The organism is Massilia sp. Leaf139 (assembly GCF_001424165.1).
Taxonomy (GTDB): Bacteria; Pseudomonadota; Gammaproteobacteria; order Burkholderiales; family Burkholderiaceae_D; genus Telluria.
In genome coordinates this window covers 17,243-40,032 of record NZ_LMOJ01000001.1, presented here as the reverse complement: position 1 = coordinate 40,032, position 22,790 = coordinate 17,243, and the positions used below count along the sequence as shown (strand labels likewise).

The window sequence follows — 22,790 nt, the reverse complement described above, 5'->3', positions numbered from 1 at the left end:
AACAGGAACACGTCCATGACCCTCGTCCCCACCCTCGACACGGCCGCCGCGCGCATTCCGTCCGGCGCCGCCGGCCTCGGCTTCCAGCTGATCCGCAACGCCACCGTCAAGCTCCGCTTCGGCACCACCACCTTCCTGGTCGACCCGATGCTGGCGAAAAAGGATAGCTTCCCCGGCTTTCCCGGCACGATGAACAGCCACCTGCGCAATCCGACGGTCGAGCTACCCCTGCGGGTCGCGGAGATCGTCCAGGCCGACGCCGTGATCCTTACCCACATCCATCCCGACCACTGGGATGCAAGCGCCAAGGCGGCGCTCCCGAAAGACATCCCGATGTTCGTGCAGAACGAGGACGACGCCGCCGGCATCCGCCGCGACGGTTTCACGGATGTGCGCGTGCTGGGCGCGGACAGCGCATTTCGCGGCGTGCGCCTGCACCCGGTCACGGGTCAGCACGGCAGCGAGACCCACATGGCCATGCTGGGCAGCTTCCTGGGCGAGACGGTGGGCGTGGTGCTGCGTGGCGAGGGCGACGAAGGCGACGAGGGCAAGACCGTGTACATCGCCGGCGACACGGTCTGGACGCCCGAGGTGGACAGAGCGATCGCCACCTGGCAACCTGACATCATTGTCCTGAACACGGGCTATGCGCGCATCGAAGGCTTCGACGGCGCCATCATCATGGGCAAGGAAGACCTGAAGCGCGCGCACGACGCGGCGCCCGGCGCCACCGTCATCGGCATCCACATGGAAGCCTTCAACCACATGATGCAGTCGCGCCGCGAGCTGCTCGACTATGTGCGCGACACCGGCATGGACGCAGCGCGCGTGCTGGTGCCGGACGACGGGCAGGCCTACCGCTTCTGAGCTGCGCCGGAAAAGAAAAAGGAGTGGGCGCACCCACTCCTTTCTTGCCAAGCTCGGTTGCTCAGACTTTGGCGGTACGGCGGCGTGCCACCACACCGGCGCCCAGGATGGCGATGCCGAACAGGGCCAGCGAACCCGGCTCCGGCACTTCGGACAGCTTGAACTGACCGTTATTGCTGACGAAGAAATAGGTGGGGGTATTCGCGTAGGCCTGGCCGTTGCAGCCGTTACCCGTGAAGCCGGCGTATTCGCAGGCGACTTCGCTCACCAGGGTCTGGGTTGGGCTACCGATGGTATTAGCGTTGGTAAAGGCAAAAGCCATGATCGATTCCATCGACAGGTCATCTCCGTTTTCACGGAAGAAATAACCCTCATCCAGCGCCCCCGCCGCGGCACGTGCGAACACGGTGATTTGACCATTGTTCGTCGGCGAGCCGCTCGCATCGACCAGGCCGCCGCCGCCGGCCATCACGGTGAAGACCGCGATTTCATTGCCCAGGTTGGCGCCGTAGATGCCGGCCGTGCTCGAATACTGGTTGGTTTCGTTCTGGTACATGCGGATCGTGCCGCCAGTGAAGGTGAAGGCGCCGCCGAAGTTACCGGTGCCGGTCGCTTCGAAGGTAGCGGAAATATTGCCGCCAGCGTAATTGTCGTCGAAGTCCTGGCCATTGCTGTCGGCCTGATCGATGTTGAACACGGCGTGTTCCCTGAACGTGAAGCTCGATCCGCTGCCTGGAGTAATCTGGATGAAGGAATTGCCGTTCACGTCCAGGTATTCGTTGATCGTCTGCCCGTCGGCGAAGCCGCCGCCGTTGGGATTGAATACCCAGTTGTTCAGCACCGGAGCCGCCTGGGCGGCGCCCATCGACATTGCAACGGCAGTAGCACAAGCCAATTTTTTCAAAAGTTTCATGACCGGATTCCTCATCAGTGATTGATCGAGCGTAGGCACAGCATTTCATTACTAGCAACCCCCGTACCAGCTACGCTAGTGGCATAGATATCAATCACTTACGCGTTATTGTTAACTCAACAGTAATAAAAATGTAAAGAATTCCGAACTCGGCAGTAGCTGGCGCGGCCTGCGCAAGGCTGCCGGGCTGCGAAAAAAATCCGGTTTCGGTGTCGAATACGGAACCCGCCGTTCGTCGTAGCGCCAGAGGGATGTCCTCTGCGTTCAAACAAGGGAGATCGATCATGTCCACGAATACCGTCGAGCTGCACCGCGTCCTGAAATCCAATGCCGAGCGCGTCTACCGCGCCTTCACCACGCCCGCCGCCCTCGCCAAATGGCTGCCGCCGCACGGCTATTTCGGCACCGTGCACGAGGCCGACGTGCGCGTCGGCGGCCGCTACCGGATGTCCTTCACCAACCTCACCACCGGCGCCAGCCAGGCCTTCGGCGGCGAATACCTGGAGTTGGAACCGGGAACCCGTCTCTGCTACACGGACGAGTTCGACGATCCGAACCTGCCGGGCCGGATGCTCACCACGGTGAGCCTGCGCGAAGTCTTTTGCGGGGTCGAACTGCGCATCCGCCAGGAAGGCATTCCTGCGATGATTCCGGCGGAGGCTTGTTATCTGGGCTGGCAGGAGTCGCTGCAGCAGCTGGCGCAGCTGACAGAAGCGGAAATCAAGGAATAAATCCCCTACTAACGAAAGGAGAAACACCATGGTCAGCAAGAACACGATCTGCCTCTGGTTCGACGGCACCGCGCTCGAGGCCGCGCGCTTTTACGCCGAAACGTTTCCCGACAGCGCAGTCAAAGCCGTCCATCACGCACCCAGCGACTTCCCGTCCGGCAAGGAAGGCGATGTCCTGACCGTCGAGTTCACGGTGATGGGCATCCCCTGCCTCGGTCTGAACGGCGGCCCGCTCGTCCCCCAGACCGAAGCATTCTCCTTCCAGGTCGCCACCGACGACCAGCCTGAAACCGACCGTCTCTGGAATGCGATCGTGAACAATGGCGGTCAGGAAAGCGCCTGCGGCTGGTGCAAGGACAAATGGGGCCTGAACTGGCAGATCACGCCGCGCGTGCTCACCGACGCCATCGCCAACCCGGACAAGGCGGTGGCGCGGCGCGCTTTCGAGGCGATGATGGGGATGAGGAAGATCGACGTGGCGGCGATCGAGGCGGCGGTACGGGGCTGAGCGCGCTCGTGTGCCCAGGGCTGTGTCCGGCAACCCAGCCCTGCCCTCTCCAACGCAGGTATTGCAATCCTCCAGCAGGGCAGCATATGGGCTGAAGTGGCAGCTGCGTGCGCGCATAGTCTGTGGTCGAACTGGTATCATTCGCGTTTGCCTGGATCCGGCCCCGACGCTGTCCGACAGCGCGCCAGTCCTTCAACCTACAGAACATCAAGAATGAGCACACCGACCCAACTGCCCTCTTTCTGGAGCCGGCTCTCCCTCGCCTTCGGCACCTTTTTCAAGACCATCGGCGACGCCGAATTCGCCGCGCGCGTGCGCGATGACCAGGTCGGCCCGGTAGCCGGCCCGACCGCTGCCCCCGCACCTGCTCCGACGCCGGCCCCGGTCGCCCCCGCGCCTGTCTTGCTGCGCGAAGCCACCCCGGACGCCGCCCTGCAGCTGCTGACCCTGCTGCAACGCGAGGCGCGCCTGATCGACTTCGCCCACGAAAACCTGGCTTCTTACGCCGACGCCGACATCGGCGCCGCCGCCCGCGTCGTGCACGAAGGCTGCGCGCGCGTGCTGAAGGATCACTTCACGATCCAGCCAGTGCGCGGCGAAGCCGAAGGAAGCCGCGTCACGCTGGAAGAAGGTTTCGATGCCGCCAGCGTGCGCCTGACCGGCAACGTGGTCGGCAAGGCGCCGTTCAAGGGCACCCTGAGCCACCGCGGCTGGAAGGCAAGCGAGGTACGCCTGCCGCAGCTGGCCAAGGAACACGACGCCAGCGTGCTCGCTCCCGCCGAGGTGGAACTGTGAACGCGCCTGCGATTGCACCCGTGAACTCCCGTTACGCCATCGGCATCGACCTCGGCACCACGCACAGCGCGCTGTCGTATGTCGACCTGGAAGCGAGCGACGGCGAGACCACCGCCCACGGCGTGCTGCCGATCCCGCAGCTGAGCGCACCGGGCACGGTCGAAGCCTTGCCGCTGCTGCCCTCCTTCCTCTACCTGCCGCACCCGGACGAACTGGCGCCGGGCGAACTGGCGCTGCCCTGGAATACCGACGGCGAGACCGCCGTGGCCGGCGAAATGGCGCGTTCGCGCGGCGCCACCACGCCGATCCGCCTGGTCTCCTCGGCCAAGAGCTGGCTCTGCCATCCGGGCGTGGATCGGCGCGCCGCCATCCTGCCGTCGGACGCGCCGGACGAAGTCACGCGCGTCTCGCCGCTGGAGGCCTCGACGCGCTATCTGCAGCACCTGCGCCGCGCCTGGGACAGTGCCCATCCGGACGCGCCTTTCGACCAGCAGCAGGTCACCGTCACCATCCCCGCTTCCTTCGATCCCGGCGCGCGCGAACTCACCGCGGAAGCGGCGCGCAATGCCGGCTATACCTCGGCCACCTTGCTGGAAGAACCGCAGGCGGCCCTGTACAGCTGGATCCAGGGCAGCGGCGGCGGCTGGCGCAAGCAAGTGAAAGCGGGCGACATCGTGCTGGTGGTCGACGTCGGCGGCGGCACCAGCGACTTCTCGCTGATCGCCATCCTGGAAGTGGACGGCAAGCTCGAACCGCACCGCGTGGCCGTGGGCGACCACATCCTGCTCGGCGGCGACAACATGGACTTGGCGCTGGCCCACCTGGTCGCGCGCAAGCTGGCAAGCAACGGCACCCAGCTCGATGCCTGGCAGATGCGCGCCCTGACCTACGGCTGCCGCGCCGCCAAGGAACACCTGCTGGCCGACGCCAACGCCACGACCTGGCCGATCGTCGTGCCGAGCCGCGGCTCGAAACTGATCGGCGGTTCGATCCGCACCGAACTCACGCGCGAGGAAGTCACCACATTTATTACCGACGGTTTCTTCCCGCGCGTGGAAGCGTCGGCCCGCCCGACCGTGCGCGCCCGCGCCGGCCTGACGCAACTGGGCCTGCCCTACGCGCAGGATGCCGCCGTCACGAAGCACCTGGCCGCCTTCCTGGCGCGCCAGGCCGGCGCCACCGCCGAACTCGCAGGTTTTGAAGGCCGGGTCTCGGCCGAACACAGCTTCCTGCATCCGAGCGCGGTGCTGTTCAACGGCGGCGTGTTCAAGTCAAGCATCCTCGCCCAGCGCGTGATGGACACCATCAACGACTGGCTCTACATGGAAGGGGCCGAACCGGCGCGCATGCTCGAAGGCGCCGACCTGGATCTCGCCGTCGCGCGCGGCGCAGCCTATTACAGCTATGCGCGGCGCGGCGGCGGCGTACGCATCCGCGGCGGCACGGCCCGTTCCTACTACGTCGGCGTCGAATCGTCGATGCCGGCCATTCCCGGCATGGAGCCGCCGATCCAGGCCCTGTGCGTGGCGCCCTTCGGCATGGAAGAAGGCAGCGAACTCGAACTGCCGGGCCAGGAATTCGGCCTGGTCGTGGGCGAGCCCGTCCACTTCCGCTTCTTCGGTTCGACCACGCGCCGGCAAGACCAGATCGGCGAGGTGCTCGACTTCTGGGGCCCGGACGAGCTGCAGGAACAGAACGAGATCCAGGCGACCCTGCCGGCCGACGGACGCATGCCGGGCGACGTGGTGCAGGTCAAGCTGCATGCCCTCGCCACCGAAGCCGGCACCCTGGAACTGGCGGCGGTGGCGCGTGACGGCCAGCGCTGGAAAGTCGAATTCGACGTTCGCACGACGACAGAACAGTGACGCCTTACCTGGTCAGCATCGATCTCGGCACCACGAACACGGTGCTGGCCTATGCCGCACCGGGTGCGGCCGACATCACGCTGTTTTCGATCGACCAGTTGGTCGCGCCCGGCGAAGTGGCCGGCGCGCCGCTGCTGCCCTCGAACCGCTATCACCCCTCTTCCGAGGAACTCGGGCCGGGTCAGCTGCAGCTGCCCTGGCAGCAGCCTGACGTCGCCGGCGTCGAACGGGTTGCCGTCGGCCGCCTGGCGCGCAGCCTGGGCGCGGCGACGCCGGGGAGGCTGGTGGCCAGCGCCAAGAGCTGGCTCTCGCATCCGGGCGTCGACCGCATGGCGGCCATCCTGCCCTGGGGCGCCGAGCCCGAGGTGCCGAAGGTCTCGCCGGTGGCCGCCAGCGCCAGCTACCTGGCCCACCTGCGCGCCAACTGGAACACCCGCTTTCCGCAGCAGCCGCTGGAACGGCAGGAGCTGGTGCTCACCGTGCCCGCCTCCTTCGACGAGGGCGCGCGCGCGCTGACGCTGGAAGCGGCGGCACTGGCCGGCCTGCCGCAACTGCGCCTGCTGGAGGAACCGCAAGCGGCCCTCTACGACTGGCTGTACCGCCACCGCGCGACACTGGCTGAGGAGCTGGCCGATGCCAAACTGGTGCTGGTGGCCGACGTCGGCGGCGGCACCACCGACTTCAGTCTCGTCAAGGTCGAACTCGTCGACGGCGCGCCGCAACTCACACGCATCGGCGTGGGCAACCACCTGATCCTCGGCGGCGACAACATGGATCTGGCCTTGGCGCACCTGGTCGAGGCGCGCATGGCCGAGCAGGACGGCCCTGATGCGCCGCGCGCACGCCTGTCGGCCGCGCGCCTGGCCCAGCTGACGGAACGCTGCCGCGCGGCCAAGGAACAGCTCCTCGCCGTGGACGCGCCCGAACAAGTATTGGTGACGCTGCTCGGCGCCGGCGCGCGCCTGATCGGCGCCAGCCGCAAGGCCGCACTCACGCGCGCGGACATCGGCCGCGTCGTGCTGGACGGCTTCTTCCCTCTGAACGACACGCAGGAAAGCGCCCGCCGCGCGCGCGCCGGCATCGTCGAATTCGGCCTGCCGTATGCGAGCGATCCGGCCGTCACGCGCCACCTGGCCGGCTTCCTGCGCCAGCACGCGGCGGCGGCGCGCGAAGCGCTCGGGCTGCCTGATGACGACGATACGCTGCCCGTGCCGGACACCCTGCTCCTGAACGGCGGCGTGTTCCGCGGCCAGGCGCTGGCCGAACGCCTGGCCGACACACTGGCGCAGTGGCGCGGTGCGCCGCTGCGCATCCTGCACAACCTCGACCCGGATGTCGCCGTCGCCCGCGGCGGCGTCGCCTATTCGCTGGCGCGCCAGGGCGCCGCGCCCGCCATCGAAAGCGGCGCCGCGCGCAGCTATTACCTGCTGCTCGACGGCGAACGCGGCAGCGGCGGCCTGTGCGCCGTCTGCCTGCTCCCGCGCGGCACGGCGGCGGGCGTCGAAGTGCGCCTGCACGAGCGCAGCTTCGCGCTGCGCCTGGGACGGCCGGTGCGCTTCCACCTGGTGTCGACGGTGGCCGATGCGGGCGCAGCGCCACGCCCCGGCGACCTGGTGGAGCTGGCGCCGGACGATGTGGTGCGCCTGCCGCCGATCGCCACCGTGCTGCGCGCCGCGCCCGGCGCTGCGCCGCGCAGCGAAGTCGCGGTGCAGCTGGCGGCGTCGCTGAGCGAAGTCGGTTCGCTCGAAGTGCATTGCGTGGCCGAAGACGGCGGCGCGCGCTGGCAGCTGGCCTTCGAATTGCGCGACGCGGAGAGCCAGGAGGAAGTACTGGAACTCGAGACGCTGCCGCCGCAGTTTGAGGCCGCGATTGAGAAGATCGAGCGCGTCTTCGGCACCCGCTCGAAAGCCGTCGATGCGAAGGAGGTGCGCCAGCTGCGCGCCAGCCTGGAACACCTGCTGGGCCGGCGCGAAGCCTGGGCCACGCCCCTGCTGCGGCGCCTGTTCGACGCGCTGATGGAACGCGCCAGGGGCCGGCGCCGCTCGAGCGAGCACGAACGCGCCTGGTTCAACCTGGCGGGCTTCTGCCTGCGTCCGGGCTTCGGCGACGCGCTCGACGGCTGGCGCATCGAGCAGTTGTGGGCCATGTTCGAGACCGGCGTGCAGTATCACAAGGACACGCAGGTGCGCGCCGAATGGTGGACGCTATGGCGGCGCGTGGCCGGCGGCCTGGACACCGAAGCGCAGCTGCGCCTGCTGGACGATTTCGCCTTCAACCTGCAGGCCGACGCTTCCGAGCGCGGCAAGCGCCCCATCACCCTGGTCGACGGCAGCGAGGACGACATGCTGCGCCTGGGCGCCTCGCTCGAACGCATTCCCGCGGCCTACAAGGCGGAGATCGGCCACTGGATGATGGAGCAGATCGAGGCCATCCCGCGCGCCGCCGCCAAGCTCGACGCGAAGACGCTGGCCGCCTACACGCGCTACCTGTGGGCGCTGGGCCGGGTCGGCGCACGCCAGTCCTTCCACGCCAGCGCGCACGAGGTGGCGCCGCGCGAAGCCGCCGAGGAGTGGCTGGGCAAGCTCCTGCTGCTGGACTGGAAGAAGATCGAACCGGCGGGCTTCGCCGCCACCCACATCGCGCGCATGACGGGCGATCGTTCGCGCGACATTGGCGAACCGGTGCGCGCCGAGGTGTTGCGCCGCCTGGCTTCGATCGGCGCACCGCCCGCCTGGACGGCGATGGTGCGCGAGGTTGTGGAGCTGGATCAGGCCAGCGCGACGCGCATGCTGGGCGAGGCGCTGCCGCCGGGCTTGAAGCTGTTGCGCTGACCGACCGCGCTAGCAACACGTAGGGCGGCTACACCCGACGGTTCGCCTCCACGCTGCCTGAACGCCGCCCACGCGTTCAACCACGACATGAAACCGCGCGACACCGTATGCATGACCGATGGCACATGTGCCCATCGAAGCGCTTTCCTAGAATCTGGTCTCCACCAACCAAGGAAAGCACCATGTCCAAGTCCCTCCTCTTAACCGCCCTCGCCGTCCTCCTGCTCGCCCCGTCCGCCCAGGCCCAGAAAGTCTATGTGGGCGCCACGGTGTCCGGCGGCACCCTGCACTACCGCGCGCCCGGCGTGGCCGGCGCGCCCGAGGTCGACGACCATGTCGGCTTCGGCAAGCTGTACGGCGGCTACGCCTTCGACAACCGCTTCGCGCTGGAAGCCGGCTGGGCCGCCAACCAGACCGCGCGCTACGCCAGGGCCGACACGGGCGCGCCCTACGACGTCACCTTCAAGTCGAACCTGGTGTACGCGGCCTTGCGCGCAACGCACCGCTTCAGCGACACCTGGTCGGTCGCCGGCAAGCTGGGCGCGGCGCGCCATTTCCAGGAACAGCACGCGGGCAAGGGCCCCGAGCGCCACCATGCGCTGCGCGCGATGTTCGGCGCGGGCGTCAGCTACGACGTCACGCCGAACGCGGCGCTGACGCTCGACTTCAACCACTACGGCACCGTGCGTACCACGAACACCCTGCACCGGATGATGAAGCTCGAAGCCGGCGCCAGGTTCAGCTTTTGAAAAACGGTTCCTAGTAACTGCGCAGCAGCATCAGCGAGTAACCGACGCTGTTGCGCCGTTCGACCAACGCGCCGCGCGCGGCGGCGCCATGCAGGCGCCTGGCGTCGAACCCGACGAAGACCCGGTACTTCGGGTTCGGCTCCCACTCCCAGCGTCCTTCGACGTGGCTGTCCTTGACGCCGCCCGACGCATCCGGCTCGGCGCCCAGCTGCGCCCGCAGGTAACGCCGGTCGGCCAGGCGCAGGCCGGCGCCCACTACCAGCGTGTGCTGCGCCGCCAGGCTGTGGTGGGTGGCCAGCTGCAGGTTCATCGTCGTGCCGCCGCGGCTGCCCGCCATGCGGTAAGTGTCCACACCCAGCTGCAGATTGTGCAGCAGCCGATATTCCACGAAGGCGCCGAACACGGGCAGCAGGCGCGTATCGCGTCCTGGCCTGGCGCTGCGCTCACGCCCCAGCGTCAGCAGCGGGCCGTAGCCGATGCCGGGCGCTTCGGACAGCTGCATGCCGACCGTGAAGCCCTGCAGGAACACGCCATTGCTCCAGCGCGCATCGAGATAGGGCATCAGGTAGGCCGCGCGTTTGCCGCCGCCCTCGTCCTCCTCGCGGCTACCGAGCACCGCGCCGACGGCCAGTTCGCGCGTCCCTTCGGGCATCATGAAGGGAGACGCGCCGGCAGCGGCAGCGTTAAGGAAGGCGAGCACGGCGACGAGGCGACGCGGCGCCATCAGATGCATCCCGTTTCCAGCCCGCGCAGCACGGCGCGCACGCGGTCGCGCACGCCCAGCTTGGCGAGGATGCTCGACACGTGGTTCTTGATCGTGCCTTCGCTCGGGCCCAGCGCCGCCGCGATCTCGGCATTGTTGAAGCCGGCCGCCATCAGCGCGAGGATCTCGGTTTCGCGGCTGGTGAGCGCCACCTGTCCCGCGGCCGGCACGGCTCCCGCAATCGTGCTGCGCTCGTAGGAGGCGCGCGTGCGCTCGGTCAGCGCCGGCCGGAACAGGGTGGCGCCGGCGGCGACGCTGCGGATGCCCTCGGCCAGGCGTTCGAGCGAGATGTCCTTCAGCAGGAAGCCGCGCGCGCCCAGGCGCATGCCCTCGAACAGGGCCTCGTCGTCGTCGAAGGTGGTCAGCAGGATCGTTGGCGGCAGCGCCGTCCCGGCGCGGCGCAGCAGTTCGATGCCGGACACTTCGGGCATGCGCACGTCGAGCAGCAGCACGTCCGGCTGCGCCGCGGCGATGACGGCCGGGGCGGCTGCGCCATCGGCCGCTTCGGCCACCACACGGATGTCGGGCGTGAGCTCGAGCAGGCCGCGGATACCGCTGCGCACCAGGGTCTGGTCGTCCACCAGCACTATCCGGATCATGACTCCACCCCAATCATGCCGCTACCTCTGCCAGCGGCAGCGAAAGCGGCAACGAAAGCGCCAGGCGGAAGCCCCGTCCTGGCGCGTTGCCGGCGTCCAGCGTACCGCCCAGTTCCGCCACGCGTTCGCGCATGCCGCGCAGGCCGTTGCCCTCGGGCCGCGTACTGCCCTGGCCGTCGTCGGCGATGCGCGCGGTGATTCGTTCGCCATCGCGTTCGAGGTCGATGCTCAAGCGCGCCGCGTTCGCATGACGCACCGCGTTCGTCACCGCTTCCTGCACGCAGCGGAACAGGACGTGCGCCGTCGCCGCCGAACAGTCGCTCATGTGGTCGCCGATGCGCAGCGCGATGACGGGCGACGGAATGCCGGCGCACAGCAGGCGCAGAGCCGCCTCGACGTCGATGCCACGTTCCTGGCGTGCGCCGCCGACGACGCCGCGCACCTCGGCCAGCAGGCCCTGGGCCAGCTCGCGCGAGGTGTGCAGCGAAGGCGGCGCGTCCGCGGCCTGGCGCAGCGCCAGGTCGAGGTGCAGGTTGAGCGCGGTGAGGTGGTGGCCGATCGAATCATGCAGGTCGCGCGCGATGCGCATGCGTTCGGAGGCGCGCACGGTCTCGCCGAGCAGCATCTGGGTCGCCTGCAGTTGGGCGTGGGCCTGCGCCAGACGCAGGCGCGCCGCGTGCTCCTTGCGCACCAGCCAGACCAGCGCAAAAGCCAGCGGCAGCAGGCAGCGCTCGAAGGTCAGCACCGCCAGGTGCGTCTGCAGCCTGGCGTCGCCCACCGCGTGGGACATCTGCAGCAGCAGGAACACGTCGAGCGCCACGCCCAGCGCGAACTGCAGCAGGAGCCAGCGCAGGCCGCGCGCCAGCGGAAGCAGGGCCGCGATCTGCACCGTGGCGAGCAGGCTGAAGACGAGCGAGTCGAGCGCCACCCCGATGCCCAGCTGGGCGGCGAGCGGCAGCGCGCTCGTCGCCGGTGTGCGGCCCGGATGGAAGACGGTGCGTACCAGCAGCGCGAGGAACAACACGACCAGCAAGCCCTGGGCGCCGACGAACAGCAGGTGGGCCAGCTCGGCGCGCTCGGAACCGGCCCGCACCAGCGACGGCGCCGGCGTGAACAGCGCCGCCACCGCGCTCGCCATCATGCCGGCCGGATTGTGCAGGTTGTCGCCGCCCGGGCCGCGCAGCCAGCGCGAGGCCAGCTCCGAGGTGGCGAACACCAGGCCGGTCGCCAAGGCGGCGGCGGCATAGCGTCGGACTGGGGGCGGCCTGCTGTGGAATTGGTTGGCGTGCATTGCTTGCTGTTATGATAAGTCCGACCGGCAATTCTACGCGAGGCATGCGATGTGGAACAGCCTACGCTAGAGGAGGCATGACTTCCGGCACGGGTGGGGCATCCGCATGCACCCTAGAATCGCCCGCACCGCCCCGCACCACCATGGAAACGAATGAAGACAGCGATGTTCGCCGGCGCCCTGCTGGCACTGGCCCTGCCGGCCAACGGAACGGAACCCGAACCTGAACCCACCCCGGCCAGGGTCTACGTGAGTACCGCGCGCGACTCCGAATGGCACAGCTACCGGCGCGCCTGGAAGGCGGCCCATTTTTTCGAGGCCTATACGCGCACGCGGCCGCTGATCCAGGCCCACATGCAGATCCGTCCCTTGCAGCCGGATCTGCCGATGGAGGGCCTGCACATCCAGCTGCGCGGCACCACCACCGCGGCCGAGATCCCGGTCGACCCGCTCGGCCGCGCCGAACTGCCGCTGATCAAACAGGCCTTCGAGGAGGACGCGGTGCTGCGCCTGAACCGCCACAAAGGGCACTACCAGTTCAACGGCCGCTATTCGATCCGCGAGCGGCCCGACGGCGTGTACGCCGGCGCCGACCTGCGCGCGGCCTGCGAGCAGCTGCTGGATGCGCAGCGGGTCTCGGGCTACCGCTGGCGCCTGCTGGGCAAGCGCTGCGCCGGGGTGAAATTCATTTACCGCCTGGGCGATCCGGCGCCGCGCATCGTGCACCGCGACGCGGCCGGCGCCGAACGGGCGCTGCCCATCGCCTCGGGGCAGCCGTTCGAGAACGCGACGATGGGCTTGTACCAGGTGGCGCTGTACCGGTTTGCTGACTGGCCGGCGGCGGGGACGGTGGTGGCGCAGTCGCGGCCGCTGGGGGTGGGAACCTTGTACGAATAGCCGTCGCGCCGCGGCGGCTCGCAGGCTGGTNACTGGCCGGCGGCGGGGACGGTGGTGGCGCAGTCGCGGCCGCTGGGGGTGGGAACCTTGTACGAATAGCCGTCGCGCCGCGGCGGCTCGCAGGCTGGTTGAACGCGTGGGCGGGAGAACCCGCCCCCCTACGTCCTGCTGCTGACCGTAGGGTGGGCGCCCTGTGCCCACGCGGAACGATGAAGCGTGTTGGCGTTGGGAGCGCGAGATAGCGTATGTAGCCGCGTGGGCACGGGGCGCCCACCCTACGCCACTGGCCGGCGGCGGGGACGGTGGTGGCGCAGTCGCGGCCGCTGGGGGTGGGAACCTTGTACGAATAGCCGTCGCGCCGCGGCGGCTCGCAGGCTGGTTGAACGCGTGGGCGGGAGGACCCGCCCNCACTGGCCGGCGGCGGGGACGGTGGTGGCGCAGTCGCGGCCGCTGGGGGTGGGAACCTTGTACGAATAGCCGTCGCGCCGCGGCGGCTCGCAGGCTGGTTGAACGCGTGGGCGGGAGAACCCGCCCACCCTACGGTTCGCCTGAACGCTGCGTGAACGCCGCCCACGCGTTCAAGCACCCGTCGAAACCTCGCGCCGCCCTACTCCACCGTGATCGCCAGATCCCGCCCCTCGACCGCCACCTGCCCCGCGTAATCGGCCGCATAGATGCGCAGGATGTAGTCGCCCGGCGCCAGGGCGCCCACCTGCCAGCTACCCGGCGCCACGCGTCCGCCCTGCAGCGTGTTGTTGACCGCATAGGCGAAGCGCGTCGCCTTGCTGCCGTAGACCGTGATGCCGCTGTTCTCCGCGTACAGCAATTTGACGGCTTCGCGTTCGCGCGGCAGGCGGTCGTAGACCTGGGTGATGCGCGGCTGCTCGAAGCCCGGCAGCGCGCTGCCGTCGAGCCGCAGCAGCTGGTAGCCGAGTTTATACAAGCCGAGCCGGCGCCGCGCCAGGTTGCCGTCCATCTGGTCGTAGGCGTCGGCCACGATCGAGACCTCGCCCAGCGTGCGCGCCACGCGTACCGGCTGGCCCTTCTTCGCGCCCAGGCGGCGGCCGATGCTGTCGTACAGGGCCACGCCTTGCAGGCGCGGCGCGATGGTGTCGGCCACGCCCGGGAACGGCAGCGTCAAAGGATTGACCAGCGATCCGCCCGGATAGTAGTCGAGGTGGACGTGGGCCATGCTGTTGATGCTGCCGAGCGCATCGCCCACGGCGAAGCGCGTCCCGCGCGGCACGCGCACCCGCTCCGGCTTGCCGCGCGCATCCTTCAGGATCTGGAAGCGCGCATCGAACGGCTTGTCGCGCGTGTCGCGCCCGACCCGCATGTGGATGTACGACAGCGGCCCGATGGCGATGCCTTCGCTGAGCGAGCCGAAGCCCCAGTTCGCATGCGGGTCGCTGACCTTGGTGGCCGTGATCGCAAGTACGCGCGAGCCGATGTCGGCGCGCACGTCGAGGCCCGCATGGAAATGATCGCGGCTCTCGCCGTCGTAGCTGCCGCGCACTTCGCCCATCAGGCCGACGACTTCGTGCGGCATGTCTTGCGGGCCCACCGGCCAGGGCATCGGCGTGCTGCGCTTTGCCGGCACCGGCGCCGGCAGCGCCGGCGCCGGTTCGCCCGCCTTCGGCGGCGCCAGGCGCAGCACGCGCAGCGCCAGCGCGTCGGCCACGACCAGGCTGCCGTCGCGCTCGACGGCGATGCCATGCGGCGCGTACAGCTGCACCTTGCCGTCGCTGCCGAAAGTGGACTCCGGCGGGCGGTCGGCATCGTCGAGGGCATGCAGTTCGCCGCCCGGCGCCAGCTGCAGCACGCGCCCGCCGCCGCCGGCGATATACAAATAGCCATCGTTCGTCAGCGCCAGGCCGGTCGGGCGGCGCAGCAGCGGCCGCCGTTCGCCCTCGAGCGGCGCGGCCAGGGTGCTGACGATGCCGTCGGCGCCGATGCGGCGCAGCGCATTGTTGCCGGTATCGGCCACGAACAGGTTGCCGTCCTTGTCGACGGCGACCGCGCTCGGCGTGTCGAAGGAGGCGCCCGCCGCCGGGCCGTCGGCATTGCCGGGCCGGGCGCCGCCGGCGACCGTGCTCACGCTGCCGTCGGGCGCGATGCGGCGAATGCGGTCGTTGTAGGTATCGGCCACGTAGACGTTGCCGCGCGCGTCGACCGCGACGCCCACGGGCGCATTGAAGCGCGCCGCGCGCCCCTGGCCGTCGGCATATCCCGGCTGGCCGTCGCCGGCCAGGGTGCTGACGCCCCCCTGCGGCGTGATCTTGCGGATCGCGTGGTTGCCGGTGTCGGCCACGTACAGGTTGCCGAAGCGGTCGACGGCCAGCGCTGAAGGCGTGTGGAAGGCGGCCGCGGCGCCGGCGCCGTCGGCGAAGCCTTCGCGCCCGCCGGCGAAGGTGGAGACGGCGCCATCGCGGCCGATACGGCGGATGCGGTTGCTGTCGCCGCCGTCGGCGACATAGACCACGCCGTGGGCGTCGACGGCGACGCCGAAGGGGTCGCTGAAGCGGCTCTGCGCCTGCGGCCCGTCGACCACGCCGTCTTCACCGGTGCCCGCGAGCGGAGAGATGCGCGCGGCCCAGAAGGGTTTGGTCGGCGCGGGCTTGGCCAGCAGCACGGCAGCGGCGCCCGGCGCGGCCGGTTCGCGCTGGCCCGCGATGAAGTAGCCGGCCACTGCGGCCACGAGGACGCCGGCGCCGGCCAGGGATGCGATCTTGCTTGTTCGGTTCACTGCCGGTACCCATCCTTATGCAAAGCGCAAGTCTAACCGATCGGTTCGCTTTGCACGGCAGGACAGGGCCTGCCAGCTTCAGCCGTATGCCGCCGGTTTCCGAAGATCGCTACCATGAGTTACCGCCGTCGACCGCGATCGCGGCCCTTCCTTTCCCTCTTCAGGAGCATGCATGGATTCGAACGATCACAAGCCGGCGCCCGCGCGCCGCCGTTTCGTCGGCACCGTCGCCGGCGGCCTCGCCGCAGTGGCGGCAGTGCCGGCGGCCGCCCAGCAAGCCGATCCCGCGGCGGGCCAGCCGCCCGCCGGCCGCGCGCGCGAGGCGGCCAGCCGCTATCCGCGCCCGCCTTTCCAGAACCAGTCGCAACCCTGGCCCGGCCTCGCGGGCAAGATGACGCCGCGTCCCGACCATGGCGAGACCACCTATCGCGGCAGCGGACGCCTGACCGGGCGCAAGGCGCTGGTCACCGGCGGCGATTCCGGCATCGGCCGCGCCGCCGTGATCGCGTTCGCGCGCGAAGGTGCCGATGTCGCCATCAACTACCTGCCGGCGGAAGAAGCCGATGCGCGCGAGGTCGTGAAACTGATCCAGGACGCCGGACGCAAGGCGGTCGCCCTGCCCGGCGATATCCGCGACGAAGCCTTTTGCCGCAAGCTGGTGGCCGAAGCCGTGCGCCAGCTCGGCGGTCTCGACATCGTGGTCAACAACGCCGCGCGCCAGCACTCGACGGACTCCATCCTCGATCTCACGACCGAGCAGTTCGACTGGACGTTCAAGACCAATGTCTACGCGATGTTCTGGATCACCAAGGCTGCCGTACCGCACCTGAAGGCGGGCAGCTGCATCATCAACACCGCTTCGGTGCAGGCCTACGACCCCTCGCCCAACCTGCTCGACTACGCGCAGACCAAATCGGCGCAGGTTGCCTTCACCAAAGCGCTGGCCAAGCAGCTGGGCAAGAAAGGCATCCGCGTGAATGCGATCGCACCGGGGCCGATCTGGACGCCGCTGCAGGTGTCGGGCGGACAGACGCAGGAAAACCTGAAAAAGTTCGGCGAAGATTCGCCCATGGGACGTCCCGGCCAGCCGGCCGAGCTGGCGCTGGCCTTCGTGACGCTGGCGGCGGACGAGTCGAGTTACACGACCGGGCAGGTGTATGGGGTGGCAGGAGGTGCGGGCAATCCGTGATCGGGCCTACCTTGCGTCGGTTGTGGCATGACGGCCTGACGCAAGGGTCGTCGAGACCAAGGTCATCGATGGCGGCGCAGCGGAACTCTACTGCTCTTTCAGCGTCCGCGCAGCAACCTTGCCAGCAAGGAAGTCAGCGACACGGTCGGAATCCGCTTTGCCAGCGGACCTGGATGGTTGCAGCGCGAAGTAATGGTCATGTTGTAGTCTCCGAAACACTGCTTGTCAGGATAATCACATTGCTGAGCTTGCTCTGTGCGCCAGCTCGCATAGTGTGACGCGCGCTGATGACGCGCGCGTGACAAGCGTGCGACAAGCGCGCGCACCCCCGCGCGTTTGCGTCCTATGATGGGTCTTGCAGGGCCGCGGCCTGCTGGAGGCCGGCTTTGCGAGCGATGCGCACACAGACCAGGGAGAACGACATGGGCTATGTAAATCGTGACAAGTACGGGATGTACAAACGCAGCGGCAGCGCAGGCCCCGGGCCGGCGCTGATGGGCGCCGATACCCTCATCGGCGACGGCGTCGTCAACGGCACCGGGCAGGATCTCGGCGACATCAAGGAAATCATGCTCGACATGAACACCGGCCAAGTCGCCTATGTCGTGCTTGCCTTCGGCGGTTTCCTCGGCATGCACGAAAAGCTGTTCGCCGTGCCCTGGCAGGCCTTGCACCTCGACACGGCCAATCACCGCTTCGTGCTGAATGTCGAAAAGGAACGCCTGAAATCGGCGCCCGGTTTCAACAAGGATGCCTGGCCCGACATGGCCGACATCGACTGGGCCAACCAGATCCACGGCTTCTACGGCACCGATCCGCAGCGCAGCAGCGCGCTGACCATGGGGCCGGGCACGACAGTGGATGACGGATCCGGCCTGGGCAAGAGCCGCAGCCTCGATCCGAGCCCGGGCACGGGGGGCGACGACAAGAGCCTGAGCCATATTCGCGGCAGCAATATCGGTTAAGACATGCGTCGAAGGTAGACGCTGCATGCGCTGACCGCATGCAGCCTTGCCCGTCCGGCACAACGCGGCCTGTGTCTGCCGGTCAGGCGGGAAGCGCGTGGACGAGCGCCTGGCCGGCCAGGCGCGCGCTCGCCAGCAGGCGCTCCAGGCTTTGCCCATGGCGGGCGCTGGCCGACAGGCCGGCCATCGTGGTGGTCACGAAATCGGCCACCCGATCCGCCTCCTGCGGATACCGTTCGGCGATGGCCTGACGAATGAAGTCCTGCGCGGCAAGGTGGAAGCCGCGCGCGAGCTCACGCGCCTGCGCGTCGTTACAGCGCGTCCCCTCTAGCACCATGCACCCGGTTGCGCTCGCATCGGCGGCATACGCGCGCGCCGCTTCCTCCAGCAACGCGGCAAGCGATGCGGCCAGCGGCCGATCCGCGCCCAGGATCTGCTTCAGGGGAATCGCCCCCGTCAGCGCGTAGCGGTCGAGGATGCGCGCGTACAGTCCGGCCTTGCTGCCGAAGGCGGCGTAGAAACTGGGCGGCTTGATACCCAGGGCATCGGTCAGGTCGGTAACGCTGACGGCGTCGTAACCCTTCTCATGAAACAGGCGCTGCGCGACGGCGACCGCCTCGTCCGGATCGAACCGGCGCGGCCGCCCGCGGGTGGCCGATATTTTTGTAGTCATCACTAAAAAATTCCTTGACAGCTGCGATGGCGATTATTGTATCATGCGCTACATTAATCAAAAAGGAGTGGTCATGACGAATTTCACGAACAAATCGGTGCTGGTGCTCGGCGGTAGCCGGGGCATCGGTGCAGCCATCGTACGGCGCTTTGCGGCAGACGGCGCCAGGGTGGCGTTCACTTACTCGGGCTCGCCGGAAGCGGCCCGGCTCCTCGCGGCGGAAACCGGGAGCACGGCCTTCCAGACCGACAGCGCCGACCGCGATGCGGTCATCGCCCGCGTCCGCGACAGCGGCGCATTGGACGTACTGGTAGTCAATTCCGGCATCGCCCTCTTCGGCGACGCGCTCGAGCAGGATCCGGATGCGGTGGATCGCCTGTTCCGTATCAATGTCCAGGCGCCCTACCATGCGTCGGTGGAAGCCGCGCGGCAGATGCCGGCGGGCGGTCGCATCATCGTGATCGGATCGGTGAACGGCGACCGCATGCCCCTGCCCGGGATGGCCTCCTACGCCCTGAGCAAATCCGCACTGCAAGGCCTGGCGCGGGGCCTGGCGCGTGATTTCGGCCCGCGCGGGATCACGATCAACGTCGTGCAGCCCGGCCCGATCGACACCGACGCGAATCCGGCCGACGGCCCCATGCGCGATCTGATGCACAGCTTCATGGCGCTCAAGCGCCACGGCCGTCCCGAGGAAGTCGCAGGCATGGTCGCCTGGCTGGCGGGGCCGGAGGCGGGCTTCGTCACCGGGGCGATGCACACGATCGACGGCGCGTTCGGCGCCTGACCCCGGGCCGACGGCACCGGCCGGGCCACGGGCATGCGCATGCTATCCGAAGATCAGGCAAGTCGTGGTCGCATGCGCATACAGCTTCCCATCCGGCCCGACAATGCGTCCCTCCGCCGTCGCGACCTGCTTTCCGGCATGGATCACCTTGCCTTCAGCGCGGACGAAAGGCACGTCCTTGTTCAAGGCGCGCACCATGTTCACCTTCAGTTCCAGCGTCGTATAGCCCTTGCCCGCCGGGAGCATCGTGTGCACGGCGCAGCCGACGGCCGAATCGAGCAACGTGGCGTACCAGCCGCCATGGACGGTGCCGAGCGGGTTGTAATGCCTGAATTGGGGACGGCCCTGGAAGATGGCGACGCCGGGTTCCATGTGGATCGGCACGAAATCGAGGGTCTCGCCCATCGGCGGCGGCGGCAACTCGCCGGCGAAGATGGCCTGGAACATCTCCATGCCCGAAAGCGTGCGCACCTGTTCGTGTGCGGCGACGCCGGGCGCCATCAAACGCGCACGCACGCCTTGTTCTTCGTGCTCCCAACGGGCAATGACTTCGTCGAGTCCCATCGCTGACTCCCTTTCATTGTTATTGAACGATGGGATAGCGTACAGGATGCCATGACATCTTGCCGAAGCCAGCCTCTGCGCCGGCCGCGCATGCTCCGGAGCCGGGGAAGCAACTCATCTCTTTCCGAAAACGGAGTATTTAAACTCCGCTTTCGGAGCTCACTGCAGCATCAGGTCTTGTACTTCACGGCGCAGCCATACGGCCGCGTCGTCGCCTGGGCGACGTTCTCGCCCTTCAGCACCGATTCCAGCGCGGTCTTGAAATACGGATCGGCCTTTTCGATATCGGCCGGTTTGGCCGAGGCGATGCTGTCGATGCCGCCGGCGTAGCGCAGGATGCCCTTGGCGTCGATCACGTACATGTGCGGCGTGGTGCGCGCGTCGTAAGCCCGGCCGATCTCACCTTGCGGGTCGAGCAGCACCGCCGTCGGCTGCGCATTGCGGCTGGCCGTCAGTTCGTCGGCCTTGGCGCCGGTGACGTGGCCCTGCTCGCCCGGCGCCGACGAGATCACGCTCAGCCACACCACGCCTGCCCCCTTCGCCTGCTTCTGCAGATTCTGCATGTTCGAGGCGCCGTAGTGCTTCTTCACGTAGGGGCAGTCGTTGTTCGTCCACTCCAGCACGACGACCTTGCCCTTCAGGTCGGCCAGCTTGTGCTGCTGCCCCTTGCTATCGACCGCCGTGAAGGCCGGCGCGGGCTGGCCGACCGTGGCTGCGGCCAGCGCCGGTGCGGCGAACGTGAAGCTGGCGCCGGCCAGGGCGGCCAGTGCAGTCATGCGCAGCATGGCGCGGCGTGGGAAACGGTTCATGAAGTCCTCCTTGAAAAAACGCGGTTGAGAGTTCGGTGAAAACGACGCTACTGCTTGGCTACCACTGCTGTCTTGTTACCTGCTTGCTGCTCGAATGCCTCGGTCAGGATCGCCTGCGTCAGCACCGGCGGCAGAACCGCCGGCTCCTTGCCCGGCGCATAGAACACGTAGAACGGCAGGCCGTCGCGCCCGAACGAGCGCAGGAAGGCCGTGATGGCCGGATCGCGATTCGTCCAGTCGCCCTTCATGTAGACCACCTTGTGCGCTCCCATGGCCTGCTGCACGGCGGCGGTCGAGAGCGTCGTGCGCTCGTTGACGAGGCAGGTGATGCACCAGGCGGCCGTCATGTTGACGAACACCGGCTTGCCGGCGGCGCGCAGGCTGGCAAGCCGCTCGGCGCTGTAGGGTTCCACGTTCTGCGCCTGCACGCTGGTGGACGCTGGCGCCGGCTCGGTGCGGTACAGATTCGCCATCAGGCCGGCCAGTCCCGCCAGCGCGAGCAGCGCCATGCCGCGCGGCCACCACGCGCGCTTCGCGCCATGGTGGTTCAGGCCAACCAGCCAGGCCACCAGCCCGACCAGCACGGTGCCCGCCAGCGCCAGGCGCAGGCCCACTTCGCCCGCCTGCTGGGCCACGACCCACAGCAGCCAGGCGGCGGTGGCATACATCGGAAAAGCCATGGCCTGGCGCAGTCTCACCATCCACAAGCCGGGCCGCGGCAGGCGCTGCGCCACCGCCGGGAAGATCCCGAGCAGGAGGAAAGGCAGCGCCAAACCGAGGCCCATCATCGCGAACACGACGAGGCTGACGAACCACGGCGCCACCAGCGCCGAGCCGATCGCCGCGCCCATGAAGGGCGCCGTGCAGGGCGTCGCCACCACCACGGCCAGCAGGCCGGTGAAGAAGCTGCCGGCGTGGCCCTGGCGCTCGGCCAGGCCCTGCCCTGCACCGGCGAGCGAACCGCCGACCTCGAACACGCCGGACAAGTTCAGGCCGATCGCCAGCATCAACCAGCACATGGCCGCCACGAACAGCGGCGACTGGAACTGGAAGCCCCAGCCGACCGCGCTGCCGCCCGCGCGCACCGCCAGCAAGGCCAGCGCCAGCGTCATGAACGCAGCCAGCACACCCAGGGTATAGAACACGCCGGACATGCGCACCGCGCGCCGGTCGCCGCCAGACATGCCGGCCACCGCGGTCGCCTTGATCGCCAGCACCGGGAACACGCAGGGCATCAGGTTCAGGATCAGGCCGCCGAGGAAGGCAAAGGCGGCCATCTGCCACAGCGGCAGGCTGGCGGGTGCTTCCGCCGCCGCGGCGGCATCGGCCGAAGGCGCACCGGCGGGCGCCAGGTCGAGCGCAAACCAGCGCTTCTGGCCGCCGCCATCGGTGAGCGCCAGCAGACCCGCCGACGGCGCCGGCGTATAGCCCTGCCCCTTCGGCAGCGTCAGGGTCAACGCGCCTCCTTCCACCTTCAGGGTTTGTTCGGCGACGTGGTCGACCACGCCCCAGCGCTCCGGGAAGTACAGGGCCGCGCGCACCGACTGCCCAGAGATGCCCTCGCCCGCGACGCGCATCCGCAGCGCCGACCCGCCATCGCTGACCGACGCCTTCCACGGCGCCGCCTGCGGCTGGCGCGCATCGGCAATCGCGAAGGCCGCGCCCACGTCGGCGCCGGCCGGCCGCGCGCTCCCTTCCACCGGCAAAGTTAAACGAAACTTCCCCTCCTCCGGAATGCATTCCTTCTCGCAGACCACCCAGTCGGCAGCCGCCTCGATGACCAGCTGGCTGCCGGGCCGCGCGTCCTGCGGCACCGTCAGGGTCATCGGGAAGACGATCTCGTTCTCGTAGCCGTAGCTGGCCACCGGCCCGATGATGAAGCGATCCGGCCCCGGCCAGACGATCTCGCCGACGCTGGCGCCGGGCGGCAAGGTGAAGTCGATATTCGGCGGCGAGCCCGCGTCGCCAGGGTTCTTCCAGTAGGTGTGCCAATGCGGCGCCAGGCGCTGGCGCAGGCCGATGCGCAGCTTCTGCCCCGGGCTGACGGCCGCGTATTCGCTCACCAGCGACACCGTGGCGCGCGGACTGCGCTGCACCTTGCTCTCCGCGGCGAAGGCAAGCGCCGGGATCAGCAGGATCAACGCGAACGCCAGCATGGCGTTCAGCTTGTGCCAGTCGATGCGGACGTCAGGTCGGAGGGATGGGCGCATGGGCGTGTCGATAAGGAGAGTCGGCAGTCTCATGCAAA

At 68.6% G+C, this 22,790-nt stretch carries 20 protein-coding genes; 11 read left to right on the top strand and 9 right to left on the bottom strand.

Features of this window, described 5'->3' with window-relative positions; genetic code table 11:
* Nucleotides 1-15: 15 nt before the first annotated feature.
* Complete coding sequence (locus ASF77_RS00180) at nucleotides 16-867, top strand: MBL fold metallo-hydrolase (protein ID WP_082493479.1); 852 nt, start codon at nucleotides 16-18, stop codon at nucleotides 865-867.
* Between the two features lie 61 nt (nucleotides 868-928).
* Here ASF77_RS00180 and pepA read toward each other — a convergent pair whose 3' ends face one another.
* On the bottom strand, nucleotides 929-1,780 hold the full coding sequence (gene pepA, locus ASF77_RS00175) for a flocculation-associated PEP-CTERM protein PepA (RefSeq protein ID WP_162244815.1): 852 nt from the start codon (nucleotides 1,778-1,780) through the stop codon (nucleotides 929-931).
* Between the two features lie 284 nt (nucleotides 1,781-2,064).
* Between pepA and ASF77_RS00170 the strand changes: the two genes are divergently transcribed.
* The 6 genes from ASF77_RS00170 to ASF77_RS00145 all read left to right on the top strand — a co-directional run bounded on the left by ASF77_RS00170 (nucleotide 2,065) and on the right by ASF77_RS00145 (nucleotide 9,259).
* Nucleotides 2,065-2,511, top strand: a complete 447-nt coding sequence (locus ASF77_RS00170; RefSeq protein WP_056332601.1) for an SRPBCC family protein — start codon at nucleotides 2,065-2,067, stop codon at nucleotides 2,509-2,511.
* A gap of 28 nt (nucleotides 2,512-2,539) precedes the next feature.
* Nucleotides 2,540-3,019 carry a VOC family protein gene (locus ASF77_RS00165; protein WP_056332598.1) on the top strand — a complete coding sequence of 160 codons (480 nt, stop codon included), beginning with the start codon at nucleotides 2,540-2,542 and terminating at the stop codon, nucleotides 3,017-3,019.
* Nucleotides 3,020-3,232: 213 nt separating this feature from the next.
* Complete coding sequence (locus tag ASF77_RS00160) at nucleotides 3,233-3,814, top strand: DUF2760 domain-containing protein (protein WP_056332596.1); 582 nt, start codon at nucleotides 3,233-3,235, stop codon at nucleotides 3,812-3,814.
* Nucleotides 3,815-3,834: 20 nt separating this feature from the next.
* The gene (locus ASF77_RS00155; protein WP_373961388.1) at nucleotides 3,835-5,679 is read left to right on the top strand and encodes an Hsp70 family protein; all 1,845 of its coding nucleotides are present in this window, start codon (nucleotides 3,835-3,837) and stop codon (nucleotides 5,677-5,679) included.
* A complete protein-coding gene (locus ASF77_RS00150; protein WP_056332593.1) occupies nucleotides 5,676-8,510 on the top strand; it encodes an Hsp70 family protein in 2,835 nt (944 codons plus the stop codon). Before ASF77_RS00155 ends, ASF77_RS00150 begins: the two co-directional genes overlap by 4 nt.
* A 182-nt stretch (nucleotides 8,511-8,692) precedes the next feature.
* Nucleotides 8,693-9,259, top strand: coding sequence for an outer membrane beta-barrel protein (locus ASF77_RS00145; RefSeq protein ID WP_056332590.1), 567 nt, complete (start codon nucleotides 8,693-8,695; stop codon nucleotides 9,257-9,259).
* Nucleotides 9,260-9,269: 10 nt separating this feature from the next.
* Here ASF77_RS00145 and ASF77_RS00140 read toward each other — a convergent pair whose 3' ends face one another.
* The 3 genes from ASF77_RS00140 to ASF77_RS00130 are packed head-to-tail and all read right to left on the bottom strand — an operon-like array spanning nucleotide 9,270 to nucleotide 11,912.
* Entirely contained in the window at nucleotides 9,270-9,983 is a 714-nt protein-coding gene (locus ASF77_RS00140; protein WP_229445158.1) for a MipA/OmpV family protein, read from the bottom strand.
* Nucleotides 9,983-10,621, bottom strand: coding sequence for a response regulator transcription factor (locus ASF77_RS00135; protein WP_056332584.1), 639 nt, complete (start codon nucleotides 10,619-10,621; stop codon nucleotides 9,983-9,985). Before ASF77_RS00135 ends, ASF77_RS00140 begins: the two co-directional genes overlap by 1 nt.
* Before the next feature lie 13 nt (nucleotides 10,622-10,634).
* Nucleotides 10,635-11,912: a sensor histidine kinase gene (locus ASF77_RS00130; RefSeq protein WP_156648686.1), complete on the bottom strand. Its 1,278-nt coding sequence runs from the start codon at nucleotides 11,910-11,912 to the stop codon at nucleotides 10,635-10,637.
* A 153-nt stretch (nucleotides 11,913-12,065) separates the two neighbouring features.
* Here ASF77_RS00130 and ASF77_RS00125 point away from each other — a divergent pair, with 153 nt between their 5' ends.
* Nucleotides 12,066-12,809, top strand: a complete 744-nt coding sequence (locus ASF77_RS00125; protein ID WP_056332579.1) for a hypothetical protein — start codon at nucleotides 12,066-12,068, stop codon at nucleotides 12,807-12,809.
* A gap of 607 nt (nucleotides 12,810-13,416) precedes the next feature.
* On the opposite strand, the gene ASF77_RS00120 is transcribed toward ASF77_RS00125, so the two are convergent.
* Nucleotides 13,417-15,555, bottom strand: coding sequence for an NHL repeat-containing protein (locus tag ASF77_RS00120; protein ID WP_056332576.1), 2,139 nt, complete (start codon nucleotides 15,553-15,555; stop codon nucleotides 13,417-13,419).
* Between the two features lie 172 nt (nucleotides 15,556-15,727).
* On the opposite strand from ASF77_RS00120, the gene ASF77_RS00115 reads away from it, so the two are divergent.
* Both ASF77_RS00115 and ASF77_RS00110 read left to right on the top strand, forming a co-directional pair.
* Complete coding sequence (locus ASF77_RS00115; protein WP_056332573.1) at nucleotides 15,728-16,744, top strand: SDR family oxidoreductase; 1,017 nt, start codon at nucleotides 15,728-15,730, stop codon at nucleotides 16,742-16,744.
* Nucleotides 16,745-17,166: 422 nt separating this feature from the next.
* A complete protein-coding gene (locus tag ASF77_RS00110) occupies nucleotides 17,167-17,709 on the top strand; it encodes a PRC-barrel domain-containing protein (RefSeq protein ID WP_056332570.1) in 543 nt (180 codons plus the stop codon).
* A gap of 82 nt (nucleotides 17,710-17,791) precedes the next feature.
* Here ASF77_RS00110 and ASF77_RS00105 read toward each other — a convergent pair whose 3' ends face one another.
* On the bottom strand, nucleotides 17,792-18,382 hold the full coding sequence (locus tag ASF77_RS00105; RefSeq protein ID WP_056332567.1) for a TetR/AcrR family transcriptional regulator: 591 nt from the start codon (nucleotides 18,380-18,382) through the stop codon (nucleotides 17,792-17,794).
* Between the two features lie 73 nt (nucleotides 18,383-18,455).
* Here ASF77_RS00105 and bdcA point away from each other — a divergent pair, with 73 nt between their 5' ends.
* Nucleotides 18,456-19,169 carry an SDR family oxidoreductase gene (gene bdcA, locus ASF77_RS00100; protein WP_056332565.1) on the top strand — a complete coding sequence of 238 codons (714 nt, stop codon included), beginning with the start codon at nucleotides 18,456-18,458 and terminating at the stop codon, nucleotides 19,167-19,169.
* 42 nt (nucleotides 19,170-19,211) lie between these two features.
* Here bdcA and ASF77_RS00095 read toward each other — a convergent pair whose 3' ends face one another.
* The 3 genes from ASF77_RS00095 to ASF77_RS25080 all read right to left on the bottom strand — a co-directional run bounded on the left by ASF77_RS00095 (nucleotide 19,212) and on the right by ASF77_RS25080 (nucleotide 22,752).
* Nucleotides 19,212-19,733: a PaaI family thioesterase gene (locus ASF77_RS00095; protein ID WP_056332562.1), complete on the bottom strand. Its 522-nt coding sequence runs from the start codon at nucleotides 19,731-19,733 to the stop codon at nucleotides 19,212-19,214.
* Between the two features lie 170 nt (nucleotides 19,734-19,903).
* Nucleotides 19,904-20,542, bottom strand: a complete 639-nt coding sequence (locus ASF77_RS00090) for a redoxin domain-containing protein (RefSeq protein ID WP_200934116.1) — start codon at nucleotides 20,540-20,542, stop codon at nucleotides 19,904-19,906.
* Between the two features lie 47 nt (nucleotides 20,543-20,589).
* Nucleotides 20,590-22,752 (bottom strand): protein-disulfide reductase DsbD, encoded by a 2,163-nt coding sequence (locus ASF77_RS25080; RefSeq protein ID WP_082493476.1) that lies wholly within the window; start codon nucleotides 22,750-22,752, stop codon nucleotides 20,590-20,592.
* Nucleotides 22,753-22,790: the final 38 nt, after the last annotated feature.

Bases quoted from the DNA above. Each gene is read 5' to 3' on its own strand.
- ASF77_RS00180 (WP_082493479.1), top strand. From the start codon at position 16: ATGACCCTCGTCCCCACCCTCGACACGGCCGCCGCGCGCATTCCGTCC.
- pepA (WP_162244815.1), bottom strand. From the start codon at position 1,780: ATGAAACTTTTGAAAAAATTGGCTTGTGCTACTGCCGTTGCAATGTCG.
- ASF77_RS00170 (WP_056332601.1), top strand. From the start codon at position 2,065: ATGTCCACGAATACCGTCGAGCTGCACCGCGTCCTGAAATCCAATGCC.
- ASF77_RS00165 (WP_056332598.1), top strand. From the start codon at position 2,540: ATGGTCAGCAAGAACACGATCTGCCTCTGGTTCGACGGCACCGCGCTC.
- ASF77_RS00160 (WP_056332596.1), top strand. From the start codon at position 3,233: ATGAGCACACCGACCCAACTGCCCTCTTTCTGGAGCCGGCTCTCCCTC.
- ASF77_RS00145 (WP_056332590.1), top strand. From the start codon at position 8,693: ATGTCCAAGTCCCTCCTCTTAACCGCCCTCGCCGTCCTCCTGCTCGCC.
- ASF77_RS00140 (WP_229445158.1), bottom strand. From the start codon at position 9,983: ATGGCGCCGCGTCGCCTCGTCGCCGTGCTCGCCTTCCTTAACGCTGCC.
- ASF77_RS00135 (WP_056332584.1), bottom strand. From the start codon at position 10,621: ATGATCCGGATAGTGCTGGTGGACGACCAGACCCTGGTGCGCAGCGGT.
- ASF77_RS00130 (WP_156648686.1), bottom strand. From the start codon at position 11,912: ATGCACGCCAACCAATTCCACAGCAGGCCGCCCCCAGTCCGACGCTAT.
- ASF77_RS00125 (WP_056332579.1), top strand. From the start codon at position 12,066: ATGAAGACAGCGATGTTCGCCGGCGCCCTGCTGGCACTGGCCCTGCCG.
- ASF77_RS00115 (WP_056332573.1), top strand. From the start codon at position 15,728: ATGGATTCGAACGATCACAAGCCGGCGCCCGCGCGCCGCCGTTTCGTC.
- ASF77_RS00110 (WP_056332570.1), top strand. From the start codon at position 17,167: ATGGGCTATGTAAATCGTGACAAGTACGGGATGTACAAACGCAGCGGC.
- ASF77_RS00105 (WP_056332567.1), bottom strand. From the start codon at position 18,382: ATGACTACAAAAATATCGGCCACCCGCGGGCGGCCGCGCCGGTTCGAT.
- bdcA (WP_056332565.1), top strand. From the start codon at position 18,456: ATGACGAATTTCACGAACAAATCGGTGCTGGTGCTCGGCGGTAGCCGG.
- ASF77_RS00095 (WP_056332562.1), bottom strand. From the start codon at position 19,733: ATGGGACTCGACGAAGTCATTGCCCGTTGGGAGCACGAAGAACAAGGC.
- ASF77_RS00090 (WP_200934116.1), bottom strand. From the start codon at position 20,542: ATGAACCGTTTCCCACGCCGCGCCATGCTGCGCATGACTGCACTGGCC.
- ASF77_RS25080 (WP_082493476.1), bottom strand. From the start codon at position 22,752: ATGCGCCCATCCCTCCGACCTGACGTCCGCATCGACTGGCACAAGCTG.